Below are 12,786 nucleotides of genomic sequence, written 5' to 3' on the forward strand. Positions count from 1 at the left end.
GTGGTCGGCGTGCGGATCGTGCAGGCGGCGAACTTCGTCGCACCGGCATCCGGCGGCATCCGGACGACTCTGCGTCAGCTCGCGGCGGGTTACACCGCCGCCGGGCATGAGGTCATCCAGATCCTGCCCGGCGAGCGGGACAGCGTCGAGGAGCTCGCGCACGCGCGGGTGGTGCGGGTGCGGGCGCCCCGGCTGGGCTCGACCGGCTACCGGGTGATCAGTCAGCCCTGGCGGGTGGCGGCGCTGCTGGAGGCCGAGGCACCCGACCGGCTGGAGGTGCACGACCGGGCGACGCTGGCCGGGCTCGGCCGGTGGGCGCGACGCAACGGGGTGCGCTCGCTGGTGGTCAGCCACGAGCGGCTCGACCGGCTGCTCGGCGCCTGGACTCCCCGGTCGCTGCGCGGCATGCTGCCGACCACCGCGACGGCGGACCGGGCGAACACCGCGCTGGCCGCGCACTTCGACGCGGTGGTGACGACGACGGCGTGGGCGGCCGCCGAGTTCGTCCGCATCCACGCGCCGAACCTGCGCCACATCCCGCTCGGCGTCGAACTGGACGCCTTCCACCCGGACCGTTGTGATCGGACGCTGCGCCGCGCGTTCGCCCGCGACCAGGAGGCGCTGCTGGTGGTCGCGAGCCGGCTCTCGCCGGAGAAGCGGGTCGATCTCGCCCTGGACGCGGTCGCCGAACTGGTCCGTCGGCGGGTGCCGGTGCGGCTGGTGATCGCCGGTGACGGATCGGCCCGCGCCCGCCTCGAACGCCACGCCGCGGGCCTGCCCGTGACGTTCCTCGGTTTCGTGGCCGACCGTTCCCGCCTGGCCGGCCTGCTGGCCAGCGCCGACGTGGCGCTGGCCCCCGGACCGGTGGAGACCTTCGGTCTGGCCGCCCTCGAGGCGCTGGCCAGCGGCACACCGATCGTGGCGCACCATGCCAGCGCCGTCGCCGAACTGGTGGCCCCCGGTGTCGGCCTGGTCGCCGCCGGCAGCGGCTTCACCTTCGCCGACGCCGTCCGCGACCTGCTCGCCGCCCCCGCCCCGCCGGCCCGCCGCAATGCCGCCCGTGCCCGCGCCGAGCAGTTCACCTGGGCCGCGACGATCGCCGGTTTCCTCGCCTGCCACGCCGGCACCCCCCACGCCACCGCCACCGCTGCCGGTGCCGCTGCCGCTGCCGGTGCCGGTGCCGGTGCCGCACCGCCACCCCCGACGCCCGCGCCACCCGCGCCGCCGCTGGCGGCCTGAGGGCCCAGCGGTGGGCGTCAGGGTGGCCGCGGCACGGTTCGTCGCGCTGGGTGACAGCATCACCGTCGGCCTCGGGGACGGGGTGACCATGGGCCGCGAGCATCGCGGGACCGCGCCACCACGTGGTTTCGCCGCCCGGTTCGTCGACCTGCTCGGCCCGCCGGGCACGATCGACTACGCCAACCTGGCCACCACCGGTGCCACCGCCCGGGACGTGCGGCTGCGCCAGCTACCGGCCGCGCTCGAGTGCGCACCGCAGTTGGCGACCGTCGTCGCCGGCATGAACGACGTGCTCAAGCCCTCGTTCGACGCCCTGCGGCTACGCCAGGACCTGGTCTGGACGGTCAGCCGGCTGCGCGCCGAGGGGGCCACCGTGCTGACGGCGACGATGCCCGACCCGGGGCGGCTGCTGCGCCTGCCCACTCCCCTGGCCCGGCTGCTCACCGAACGGGTCGGGCGGCTCAACGCCGCGGTGTGGGCCACCGCCCGTCACGATCCCGGAGTGCTCGTCGTCGACCTCGGCCATCATCCGGCGGTGCGCCGGCGATCCACCTTCGACGTCGACCGGGTCCACCCCGGCCCGCACGGACATCAGCTCATCGCCGAGGCCTTCACCCACCGGCTCAGCCAGGCCGCGGCGCCGCCGGCCGCGGGCCCGTTCACCGTCGGGAGGCCGCCTGCCGGGGTACCCCGCATCGAGGGGCGCGGTGAAACGGGCCGATCCGCCCGCGCACACGGCGCCGGTTCGACCCTCGGCGTCGGCCTCGCCGGAGCACCGGACGCCGCACCGGACGCGGCCCCGGCCGCTCCCGGCACGCTGCGGCACGGATTGTGGCTGGTGCAGGTCGGGATGCCGTGGCTGCTCGGGCGATGCCTGGCCGGCGGACGACGGCCATCGGACGACGCGCCGCACGCCGCGGGGGCACCCGGACATCCATCGGTGAAACCGGCCGGTAATGGGCTGATCGGGCCGTGGGAGGCACTCCGGCACGAAAATCTGGCGCTCAGCCACCCTCGGCGCGCCTGAGCGGCCCACGATTGCCTACCGTAGTGCGTGTGCTTCCCGCCCTGTCAGCCTCGCCCCGGTCCGGCGTCCTCACCGGTTGGGGCAACGCGTGGCTTGCTGGGCTGGTCGGACTGGACGATGTGATCACCCAGGTGCACTGCGCGTTCGGTGGTGAGGCGGCCCCGCACACCCTCGGCGACGAGCCGCTGGTGCTCGGCCTCGGTGCGCTGCGCGCGGCCGGTGCCGAGCGGCTCCGGCTCGTCCTGCCCGCGCCGGGCGACGCCAGCGGCCTGCCCGGACCCCCCGAGGTCAACCGGGACGCGATCACCGCCGGTGAGGCCATCCTCGTCCTCGGGCCGAACCCGCCGCTGCTGCTGGTGCCCGGGGTGGTCGTCCACGGGCCGGCGCTGGAGGGTCGGCTGGAGTCGGTGCACTGGCGGGTGCTGCGGGCCGCGCGGGTCCCCCCGGCGGGTGCGGGGCTGCGCGCCGCCGAACACGAACTGTCCGACGCGATCCGTTCGACGACGGCGGCGTTGCTGTCCCTGGACATCGCCAGCGCCCGCCCGGAGGTTCTCGCGCTGTTGCGTGACCGCGGCGAGGAGGAACCCGGCCCGGGTCTGGGCCCCGGCCATCCGCCGGCCGCCCACGCCCTGCTGGCCCGCGCGGAGCGGCTCTCCACGCTGCTCGATCTCGCCGCCCGCGACGACGGCGCCGCCGTCACCGCCAGCGAGATCGCCCGCCGCACGGCGGCGCTGCGTTCGCTGTCCGCCGCCGTGCGCCGCGCCTACGAGGCGGCCTACGACGCGTTCGACCCCGCCTACCCGCCCGCCCGACGTCCCCGCTGAGCGCCCACGCCCGCTCGAGCCGCGCGGGCGTGGGTCCCGGCGGCGACGGCTCGGCGTTGACGGCCCGGCGGTGACGCTCGCAGCGTCAGTTCAGTCGGGGGCAGAAGTGGCCACCGGGGTCGTCGGGGCGGCCGCAGAGCACACACGGCGGACGGCCGGCGGCGACGATCGTGCGGGCCCGTTCGATGAAGGCGCGGGCCTGACGAATCGACAGACCCACCCGAAGCGAGTCGAGTTCGTCCTCGTTGTCGGGCAGCCGCGGCTCCCCGCCGGACAGCCCGGCGGCTTCGACGAACACACGCTGACCGTCCCAGGAGACGGTGAGCTGGCCGAGGTGGAAGTCCTCCTGGAACGGAGCGTCCAACGGGGCCAGGTCGATCTCGACGTCGGCGGCGGCGGGCAGGGAGATGCCCTGGGTCTGGCCGACCTGGCCGAGCAGCGTGTTCAGCCCCTCGGCGAGCGCCGTGACCTCGGTCTTCTCCAGGCCGACCGTGACGATCTGGCCGCGGCCGGCGGCCTGTAGGAAGAAGTTGCGGTCGCCGGGCTGCCCCACCGTTCCCACCACGAACCGCTCCGGGGATTCGAACACGAAACGCTGCATATCTCCGATCGCTCCGTTACCGTTGTCCCTGCCCTCGTCCGGTGCGCAGGGGCCGCGTGTCGCCGGCCGGCGTCGCCGAACTGGTTGCATCGTCACCGATCAGTATCGCCGGTTCCGGCCGCCCGCCAACCTGTTCACCCGCACTCGCTCCCGGTCGGGTGCGTGACGCGGGCTGGCAGCATCCAGGCGGGCACACATCCGGCCAGGGGCCGAACGCGCTCAGTGAACGCTGTGGGGCGCGCGGATCCGCCCGCTCGGCCAGCAGTTCGCCCACCATCGCCACGAACCGTCGGTCGGTCCCCACCGTACTCGCCCTGGTCACGGCCAGACCATGGTCACGGGCCCGGCCGGTGGCGACCACATCCAGGTCGTGAATGACCTCCATGTGATCACTGACGAACCCGAGTGGCACCATCACCGCGCCCGCGGCGCCCTGCCCGGCGAGCTCGACCAGCCGGTCACCGACGTCCGGATCGAGCCAGGGCACCGAGGGAGGACCGCTGCGGCTGCAGTAGACGATCTCGAACGGATGGCGGACACCCGTGCGCCGCTCGACACCCGCGACGACGAGTTCGGCGACCGTGCGCAACTGCCGCGGATAGGCATGGCCGTGCGGGCCACTGGCACGAGCCTGCGACAACGGCAGCGAATGCGCGGTGAACAGCAAAGGCGCGTCGGCCCGGGCCGGCTCCGGTAGCTGCGCGATCGCCGCGACACTGTGGTCGACCATCGGCTCGACGAATCCCGGATGGTCGAAGAACAGCCGCAACGGCACCAGTTCCGGCACCGGCACATCCGCCGGCAGCGCCGCCAAGGCCCCGGCGAGATCCTCACGGTACTGACGACATCCTGAATAGGACGGGAACGCCGACGTCACGAAACACGCGACCCGCCGCACCCCGGCCGCGGCCAGTTCGGCGACGGTGTCCGTCAGGTACGGCGCCCAGTTTCGGTTTCCCCAGTAGACGGGCAGGTCCGGCAACTGCTCGCGCAGCGCCGCGACGAGCGCCCGGTTCTGGTCGTTGAGCGGACTACGGCCGCCGAACATCCGATACTGCTCGGCGACGACAGCCAGACGTGCCTCGGGGACGTTGCGCCCCGCCGTCACGTTCCGCAGGAACGGCCACACATCCGCCGGCCCCTCCGGCCCGCCGAAGGAGACCACCAGTAACGCGTCGAACTCGCCGGCCGGCACCCGCCCGCCCGGATGCCCCGCGCCCAGCACCGGACAGCCAGCACCGACGGCGCTCCCGCGATCGGCGGTGGCCTCGCTCACCCGCGGGGTCATCGCGGCGCGCGATCGGCGATGTCGGCCAGGTAGGTGGGGAAGTACCGGCCGATCACGGACAGTTCGAACGACGGCAGAATCGACCCCGCCGGTTCGCGGGCGAGCAGATACTCGAACGAGACCCGCACCAACGCCAACAAGGCCGGTTCATCATCGGCCGCGGTACCGGTCGCGGCGAGCACCGCGTCATCAGCCCGCACCCGATAGGTGAAGGACAACCCGCTCACCCCGGGCGGGGTCTCCTCCGCGACCGTCACGTCGAAATCACGGCCGCCGCGCGGTTCCACCCGAATCACGCTCATCGGACCCACTTCCTCGTGGCTGCGCCGGGCCTGCACCTCCACGATATCGGCCCGGGCCGCGACGCACCCGTCCACAGATCCCGCGACGGCCCGGACGGGTGCCACACACCCGCCACCGTGTCGACCAGTGGACCCGCCACACCTCGCGACCCACCCCACTCCACCCCGCGTCCCAACCCCACGCCTCATCCCCCGGGCCTGCCCCAGGCCCCACCCTCAACACCGAGACCCACCCCACGTTCCACCCCGGTCCCCGTCCCACGTTTCACACCGGGCCCCGGTCCCACCCCGACCCCCGCCCCACGGTCCACCCCGGGCCCCGATCCCAGCCCCGGCCCCGATCCCAGCCCGGGCACCGGGGAGCGGACGGCCTCACCCCGAGCCCACTGATACACCTAGCGCTACCATCCTCGGACAAAGAGTGGCAGCAATGGCCTGATGGATGCCCCGCTCTCCGTCCAGACCCCTCCGCCCCCGGGCCGCGGCCACACGCCGAGGGTTGCTCGGCCACATGCCGAGGGATGTTCGGTCCACGGAGGCCTCAGTCCTTGAACAACCCTCGGCATGCCATGATCACGGCCTCGCTCCGGAGGCGTCGGAGCGCTCGCCAAGCGGCCGCCGCACACGCACTGCCGTCTATATCACCTTGTATCGACATATAACGGACGGCCGCGTAGCCATGACCCGACCTTGCCGAGGCCCGAGCGGACGCATCACCCCGGACGCAGCCAGCATCACTTCGGACGCGACCAGCAGCGCCTCAGCCGCGACCAGCAGCGCCTCAGCCGCGGCCAGCAGCGCCTCGGATGCGGTCAGTGGCCCATGCTGAGGCCGCCGTCGACCGGGATGAGAGCGCCGTTGATGTAGGCAGCGGCCGGGGAGGCGAGGAAGGCGACCAGGGCGGCGACGTCCTGCGGGTCGCCCATGCGCTTACCGGGGACCGCGGCGGTCAGGGCTGCACGCTGGTCCTCGGTGAGGGCGTCGGTCATGTCGGTGCGGATGGGGCCGGGGGCGACGACGTTGGCGGTGATGTTGCGGGGGGCGAGCTCCCGGGCCAGTGAGCGGGCGAAGCCGATGAGGCCGGCCTTGGACGCCGCGTAGTTGGCCTGGCCCGGGCCACCGATCGACGCGACGACGGACGAGATGAAGATCAGACGCCCGCGGCGCAGCCGCATCATCGGGCGGGTGGCTCGCTTGGCGACCCGGTAGGCGCCGACCAGGTTCGTGTCGATCACGTCGTGGAACGCCTCCTCGCTCATCGTGGCGAGCAGGGTGTCGCGCACGATGCCGGCGTTGGAGACCACGATCTCCACCGGGCCGAGCTCGGCCTCGATCTTGCCGAATGCCTTGTCGACGCTGTCGGCATCGGCCACGTCCATGGTGACGCCGAGCATCCCCTCGGGGGCCGAGCCACCACGGCTGGCCACGGCGACCCGCTCGCCGGCGGCGGCGAGCGCGGCGGCGCAGGCGGCACCGATGCCGCGGTTACCACCTGTTACCAGAGCGACGCGACCTTCGTTTTCGACCATGACCGGTGATAGTAGCCGCCCGGCCGGCCTGGGCCGGACCGTCCACGCTCGCACCCGGGACGCGTCGCCGGCCGGCCGGCGACGCCGCATCCCACTGCGGATGCTGAAATGGTGCGTAACACCGCACGGTGGACGCGGCTGTCCGCATCCGGCGGGACACCCAGCGGCGAGACCAGTCCGGCGGGCAACCTCCGGCCCGCGTCGCACGTCCGGACATGGGGAGGGCTGCGCCGTGGGACGAAGGCCGAACATTCGCAGACCGGAACCTCGAGGATTCGAGTCGGCGCATGCCTACCCGGAGCTGATCCTGGCCACCGATGGCGACGGTCCTCCCGCCCAGGCCGCCCTGGGCGAACCCGACGACTCCGCCACCGGGCCCGCCAGCACCACCCCGGCAGCCGACCGCCGCGCCCCGACCCCGGCCAGTACCGCCCCCGCGGTCGCCGGCCCGGACCCAGGGTCCGCCGGCCCGGAACCGGGGCCTGCCAGTCTCGACCCGGAGCCCAGGGGTCCGGGATCGGGGACCGACCGTGAGAACGGATCGGGGACCTACCGTGAGAACGAGGACGAGATGGCGACATCGGCACTCACCCCACGTGACGTCTCCCAGCCCGCCAACGGTTCCCCGCTCCACCCCGGCGGCGGATCCTCCACTCCGGTCGAGCCGCCACCGCCACCGCCCGCGCCCGTCCCCGGTCCGCCGGACGGCATCCTCGATCTGGCCGCCCTGGCCACGTTGGACGGGCGACTCCGCAGCCGGGCCGCCGCCCTCATCGAGGCCGGGGTGCGGGCGGGGCTTCGTTCACCGGGAGACGCCCGGCGGGACCGGGCCGCGGTGGCGTCGGCGTCCAGTGTGGCCACCGTGCTGTGGTTCGACGCGCTGCGCGCCGAGGACCGGGTGAGCGTCACCCCGCACACCGCGCCCCTGCTGCTGGCGGTGCACGAAGCACTCGGCGAGACGCAGCCACCGTCACCGGACGCGCTGGCCGTGGCACCGCCGGCCGCCACGGCGGCGCTGCCATGGGAGACGCAGACAGCGGCGGTCGCTGGTCCGGGGCGTCCGCTGCGCCGGCTCGGCAGCGGCAATGTCGGACCCAGCGGCACGGTCTGGGCGGCGCTGGCGCACCGCTTCGCCGGCAGCCGGTTCGACCACACCCCCGGCGGACGACAGATCTGCCTGATCGATTTCACCGAGCTGCGGGACCCGTCCGTCTGGGAGTCGATCACCGACGAGCGGGTCGCGCATCTGGGCGAGCTGTTCTGGGTCGTGCTGGTCTCCGGCACCGGAATCTCGGACGGCTGGCAGCCCGGCGCGACCGGTGCGGCCCGGGAGTCCGGCGGCGTCGGCGGGCCGGGTCGGGCGGCGCGGATGTTCGAGGCGGCCGGCTGGCAGGTGCTCACCGTCCGGCATGGTCGACGGCTCGGTGCGCTCTCCCGCGCGCCCGGCGGTCCCGCGCTGATGGCTCGGCTCGACCAGCTCACCCCGGCGCAGTATCAGGAGCTGCTGCACACCCGGGGTGCGGAGCTGCGCCGCCGGCTGGCCGGCCCGGGCGCCGCGGGCGTCGGCATCAGCCGACTGCTCGACACGCTGCCCGACGAGGAGATCCTCGCCTGCCTGCGTGATCTCGGTGGGCACGACATTCCGCTGCTCATCGACGCCTTCGACGAGGTCGCCGGCGACCGGCCCACCGTCCTGTTCGCCTACACCGACAACCGGCTCACCCCGGACGACGCACCCCCCACCAGCCCGGACGACCTCGACGACCCCGACCGCCCCGCGGCCCTGGACCGTCCAGACGATGTGGACCACCCCGACGATGTGGTCACCGAGCTGGACCGGCCCGGCGACCAGACCCGGCCCGAGCACCCGGCCCACGCCGCCGACATCAAACCGGCCGACATCAAACCGGCCGACATCAAACCGGCCGACATCGAACCGGCCGACATCGAACCGGCCGACATCGAACCGGCCGCAGCCGTGGCGGGCGGGAGGAACCAGGAGGGACGGACGGCGGCCGGGCCGCTGCTGGCGCCCGTGCCGTGGACGCCGGGGGCGCGCCGGCTGGCCCGTCATGTCGGCACCTACCTGGACCGCGCGCCGATCGCCCCCCGCGCGGCCGCACCCGTGCCGGGGCACGTCGATCGGCGCGCCGACGGCGTGAGCTCCACCCAGGAGGCGCTCGGCCAGCTGCTGCGCGATCTGCCCGCGCTCGCCCCGCAGGCCGCGACGGCGGTGGTCACCGTCAGCACCCGCGCCGCGGATCCGATCCTCGCCAACTGGCTGGCCGCGGCCGGACGGCATGTGGCCGGCGGGCTGTCGGCGCCGGCGTTCGGCGGGGTGCTGGCGTCCCTGGGAGTGGCGTGGAGCCGGCAGGGACTTCCGCTGCTGCCGATCGGGGTCGCCGACGAACTGGCCGCGGGCCAGGTGCTGCCGGGGTGGCTCGCGGCCGGCAGCGGGGACGCGCGCAGCATGCTCGCCGTCGCCGACACCGGTCTTGACCCGGCGTCCCGGGCGTTGGCCTTCGGCGGTGGCGACGGGGTGCCCGAGCGGGTGGCGGCGGTGTGGACGCCGGCGTTCGCCCAGGATCTCGCCTGGTGCCTGCTCGCGGGCCTCGGTCAGCTGGGCCGACCGGGCGGTGTGTCCAGCCTGCTGCGGCTGAGCGCACGTCCGATCGACCAGCGACTGGCCGCGCTGCCGAGCGATCCGGTCGCCCTGCGCCAGCGCCACGCCCTGGCTCTCGCGGGCGGCTACCGGCTCTACGAGGGCGGCCCGGACGCGGTGCTCACCCTGGTCGGCGTCGGGGCGGTGCTGCCGGAGGTGCTGGGTGCGGCGGCCCGGCTGTGCGCGGGCCTGCGCCGCGAGGTGAGCGTCGTGTGTCTCACCTCGCCGAACGCGGTGTTCGCCGCGCTGCAGGCCCGGCGTGGGCTCCAGGACGGCTCCGACGCGTTGCTGGGCGAGATCCTGCCGGCGCGGCGACGCACCCCGCTGGTCACCGTCGTCGACGGCGATCCCCGCTCGCTGGCCTTCCTGGCCGGTGTGCACGGCGATCCGATCGCCACGCTCGGATCGGCCGCGCCGGCCCCGGGCACCGAACCGCCGGGGCCCGGGGACGCCCCCGTCCCCCTGGAGACGATCATCGGGGCAGCCCTGGACCTCCTGGACGAGACCAGCGGGCGCTGACGTCCGCTCTCAGACGCCGACGGCGTGGACTCCCCCGTCCACGTGGACGATCTCGCCGGTCGTCGCCGGGAACCAGTCGGAGAGCAGGGCGACGCAGGCCTGGGCGGCGGGGGTGGTGTCGTGGACGCTCCAGCCGAGGGGGGCACGGCCGTCCCAGACGTCCTCGAACTGGCTGAAACCGGGGATGGACTTGGCCGCCATGGTGCGCAGCGGGCCGGCCGCGACGAGGTTGACCCGCACGCCACGCGGCCCGAGGTCGCGGGCCAGGTAGCGGGCGGCGGAGGCCAGCCCCGCCTTGGCGACGCCCATCCAGTCGTAGGACGGCCAGGCGACCGAGGCGTCGAAGTCGAGGCCGACGACGGAGGCCCGCTCGCCGAACAGCGGCAGGGTCGCGCGGGTCAGCGAGGCCAACGACCAGGTGGACACCTGCAACGCGGTGCCGACCTCGGACCAGGCCGCCTCGACGAACGGTTTGCCGCCGAGGACCGACTCGGGGGCGAAACCGATCGCGTGCATCACGCCGTCCAGGCCGTCGACGTGCTCACGGAGCCGCTCGGCGAGGCTGCCGAGCTGCTCCTCGTCGGTGACGTCCAGTTCGACGACGGGAGCCTCGGTGGGCAGCCGGCGGGCGATGCGTCGGGTCAGGGACAGGCCCCGGCCGAAGCCGGAGAGGACCACCCGGGCGCCCTGTTCCTGGGCGATGCGGGCGACGCTGAAGGCGATCGACGCCTCGGTGAGGACGCCGGTGACGAGAATGCGTTTACCTTCGAGAAGACCGCTCATGGGCCGCATCCTGCCAAACATCGCCGCGGTGGTGAGCGGTCCCCGCCGCGGAGCGTCGCCGCCGGGGCCAGGGGCGGCGGGCGAGAGCGGCTCAGGTACGCGCGAGCAGGCGTTTGCGGGTGGCGCGGGTGACCGGTTCGACGAACCGGGCGGCCAGCGGGCCGATAATCGCCATCAGCAGCACATAGCAGGCGGCCAGCGGGCCCAGTTTCGGTTCGATGCCGGCGGCGACGGCAAGGCCCGCGATGACGATCGAGAACTCACCGCGGGCGACCAGGGCCGCGCCGGCGCGGAAGCGGCCCATCGTGGCGATCCCGGCGCGTCGCGCCGCCCACCAGCCGGTGATCATCTTCGTGGTGACGCCGGCGACGGCCAGCAGCGAACCGGCCAGCAGCGCCGACGGGATCGACTCGGGGTCGGTCTGCATGCCGAAGAACACGAAGAACACCGCCGCGAACAGGTCCCGCAGCGGGCTGAGCACCTCCGCCGCGCCCTCGGCGATCGGGCCGGACAGCGCGATACCGACCAGGAACGCGCCCACCGCGGTGGAGACCTGCATCCTCTGCGCCAGTCCGGCGACCAGCAGGGCGAAGCCGAGCACCCGCAGCAGCAGGATCTCGTCGTTGCGGTCGGCCTTCGGGTCGAAGACCAGTCGGGTCACCTTGTCGCTGTGGCGCACCGCCAGGTACAGCACGGCGACCAGCAGGCCGAGCGCGATCGCGACGGTCAGCGAGCCGCGGGCGAACGTCTGATGGGCCAGCAGCGCGGTGAGCACCGGCAGGTAGACGGCCATCGCCAGGTCCTCGAGTACCAGGACCGACAGGACCACCGGCGTCTCCCGGTTACCGAGTCGACCCAGGTCGCCGAGGACCTTCGCGATGATCCCGGACGACGAGATCGCGGTGACACCGCCCATCACGACCGCGGCGGTCGGCCCCCAGCCCAGGATGAACGCCGCGACGACGCCGGGCAGCGCGTTGAGGACCAGGTCCAGCACCCCGGCGGGAGCCGCCTGGCGCAGCCCGGAGATCAGCTCACTGGCGGTGTACTCGAGTCCGAGGGTGAGCAGCAGCAGCACGACGCCGATCTCGGCGCCGATCTGGATGAACTCCTCGCTCGCCCCGAGCGAGATGACCCCACCATGCCCGACGGTGAGCCCGCCGAGCAGGTAGAGGGGGATCGGTGAGATGCCGACCCGGATGGCCAGATGTCCCAGGACGCCCAGGGAGAACAGAACTGCCCCGAGCTCGATGAAGATCGTGGTTGTCGCGTGCACTCGCGGCGGCCGTCCGCCGTCAACCGGTTCGGAGCAACGTCGCGACGGACGCGGTGTTCTCCGGCGTCCCGACGACCACGACGATGTCCCCGGCCTCGAACTGGAAGTCCGGTCGCGGTGACGCCTGCACGATGTGGTCACGCACCACGGCGACGATGGACGCGCCGGTGCGGGTACGGGCCTGGGTGTCACCGAGCAGCCGGCCGGCGAACGGCGAACCCGGGGTGATGGTGATCTGTTCGCCGACCAGCCCGGCGAACACCTTGCTGATGTCGGCCAGTTTCTCGACGAAGCGCGGAGCCCCGAGCAGCTCGGACAGGATGTCGCTTTCCTCCGCGGTCAGTGTGACGCACTCGCCCACGGCGTCGCTGTCCTGCGCGTCGTAGAGAACGATGTCGCGGCGGCCATGATGATGATGGGAGACCACACCCACCCGCCGGCCGCCCCGAGTCTGGAAGTCGTGGCGCAGCCCGATACCAGGCAACGCCGTCTCCTCAATGTCCACAGCAACCCTCTCGCACGTCCTCGCCCACTCCGCCGTGGGAGTTCTGGTGACTGGATGACCCGACTGTGCCCCGACCGGTCGCGTTCCGGCCCGGGGGCACGCGTGTGGCGTCCCGGCCAGGCACCGCCACAGCCCGGCTGTGACCCTAGCCAACGACCGGCGCACGCACATAGTTCGCGCGGATCGTCCGGCGCTGTCCCCCATGTGGCATCGGACGCTGCCCACCTGACC

The 12,786-nt window shown here is 73.7% G+C and carries 11 protein-coding genes; 4 read left to right on the forward strand and 7 right to left on the reverse strand.

Annotation, left to right across the window (positions count from 1 at the left end; all coding sequences use genetic code 11):
• The first annotated feature begins 9 nt into the window (after positions 1-9).
• The 3 genes from MXD59_RS12005 to MXD59_RS12015 are packed head-to-tail and all read left to right on the forward strand — an operon-like array spanning position 10 to position 3,090.
• Complete coding sequence (locus MXD59_RS12005; RefSeq protein ID WP_248824873.1) at positions 10-1,239, forward strand: glycosyltransferase; 1,230 nt, start codon at positions 10-12, stop codon at positions 1,237-1,239.
• A 10-nt stretch (positions 1,240-1,249) separates the two neighbouring features.
• Positions 1,250-2,266 (forward strand): SGNH/GDSL hydrolase family protein, encoded by a 1,017-nt coding sequence (locus tag MXD59_RS12010; protein WP_248824744.1) that lies wholly within the window; start codon positions 1,250-1,252, stop codon positions 2,264-2,266.
• A 29-nt stretch (positions 2,267-2,295) separates the two neighbouring features.
• Entirely contained in the window at positions 2,296-3,090 is a 795-nt protein-coding gene (locus MXD59_RS12015; protein ID WP_248815543.1) for an Rv1486c family protein, read from the forward strand.
• An 85-nt stretch (positions 3,091-3,175) separates the two neighbouring features.
• On the opposite strand, the gene MXD59_RS12020 is transcribed toward MXD59_RS12015, so the two are convergent.
• From MXD59_RS12020 to fabG, 4 genes are all read right to left on the reverse strand, one after another.
• Positions 3,176-3,691 (reverse strand): DUF3090 domain-containing protein, encoded by a 516-nt coding sequence (locus MXD59_RS12020; RefSeq protein WP_248815450.1) that lies wholly within the window; start codon positions 3,689-3,691, stop codon positions 3,176-3,178.
• 16 nt (positions 3,692-3,707) lie between these two features.
• A complete protein-coding gene (locus MXD59_RS12025; RefSeq protein WP_283096791.1) occupies positions 3,708-4,913 on the reverse strand; it encodes a ferrochelatase in 1,206 nt (401 codons plus the stop codon).
• A 62-nt stretch (positions 4,914-4,975) separates the two neighbouring features.
• Positions 4,976-5,281: a hypothetical protein gene (locus MXD59_RS12030; RefSeq protein WP_248815451.1), complete on the reverse strand. Its 306-nt coding sequence runs from the start codon at positions 5,279-5,281 to the stop codon at positions 4,976-4,978.
• 812 nt (positions 5,282-6,093) lie between these two features.
• Positions 6,094-6,810 carry a 3-oxoacyl-ACP reductase FabG gene (fabG, locus tag MXD59_RS12035; protein WP_248824746.1) on the reverse strand — a complete coding sequence of 239 codons (717 nt, stop codon included), beginning with the start codon at positions 6,808-6,810 and terminating at the stop codon, positions 6,094-6,096.
• 232 nt (positions 6,811-7,042) lie between these two features.
• Here fabG and MXD59_RS12040 point away from each other — a divergent pair, with 232 nt between their 5' ends.
• Positions 7,043-9,991: a pyruvate dehydrogenase gene (locus MXD59_RS12040; protein ID WP_248824747.1), complete on the forward strand. Its 2,949-nt coding sequence runs from the start codon at positions 7,043-7,045 to the stop codon at positions 9,989-9,991.
• A gap of 9 nt (positions 9,992-10,000) precedes the next feature.
• Here the strand turns inward: MXD59_RS12040 and fabI are convergent, their stop codons facing one another.
• The 3 genes from fabI to MXD59_RS12055 all read right to left on the reverse strand — a co-directional run bounded on the left by fabI (position 10,001) and on the right by MXD59_RS12055 (position 12,555).
• Positions 10,001-10,774, reverse strand: a complete 774-nt coding sequence (gene fabI, locus MXD59_RS12045; protein ID WP_163550110.1) for an enoyl-ACP reductase FabI — start codon at positions 10,772-10,774, stop codon at positions 10,001-10,003.
• 91 nt (positions 10,775-10,865) lie between these two features.
• The gene (locus MXD59_RS12050; protein WP_248824748.1) at positions 10,866-12,050 is read right to left on the reverse strand and encodes a cation:proton antiporter; all 1,185 of its coding nucleotides are present in this window, start codon (positions 12,048-12,050) and stop codon (positions 10,866-10,868) included.
• A 19-nt stretch (positions 12,051-12,069) separates the two neighbouring features.
• Positions 12,070-12,555, reverse strand: a complete 486-nt coding sequence (locus MXD59_RS12055; RefSeq protein ID WP_248815454.1) for a cation:proton antiporter regulatory subunit — start codon at positions 12,553-12,555, stop codon at positions 12,070-12,072.
• Positions 12,556-12,786: the final 231 nt, after the last annotated feature.

This window comes from Frankia umida, assembly GCF_023242945.1.
Lineage (GTDB): Bacteria > Actinomycetota > Actinomycetes > Frankiales > Frankiaceae > Frankia > Frankia umida.

Excerpts from the sequence above, each read along its gene's own strand:
- MXD59_RS12020 (WP_248815450.1), bottom strand. The coding sequence starts at position 3,691 with ATGCAGCGTTTCGTGTTCGAATCCCCGGAGCGGTTCGTGGTGGGAACG.
- MXD59_RS12030 (WP_248815451.1), bottom strand. The coding sequence starts at position 5,281 with ATGAGCGTGATTCGGGTGGAACCGCGCGGCGGCCGTGATTTCGACGTG.
- fabG (WP_248824746.1), bottom strand. The coding sequence starts at position 6,810 with ATGGTCGAAAACGAAGGTCGCGTCGCTCTGGTAACAGGTGGTAACCGC.
- fabI (WP_163550110.1), bottom strand. The coding sequence starts at position 10,774 with ATGAGCGGTCTTCTCGAAGGTAAACGCATTCTCGTCACCGGCGTCCTC.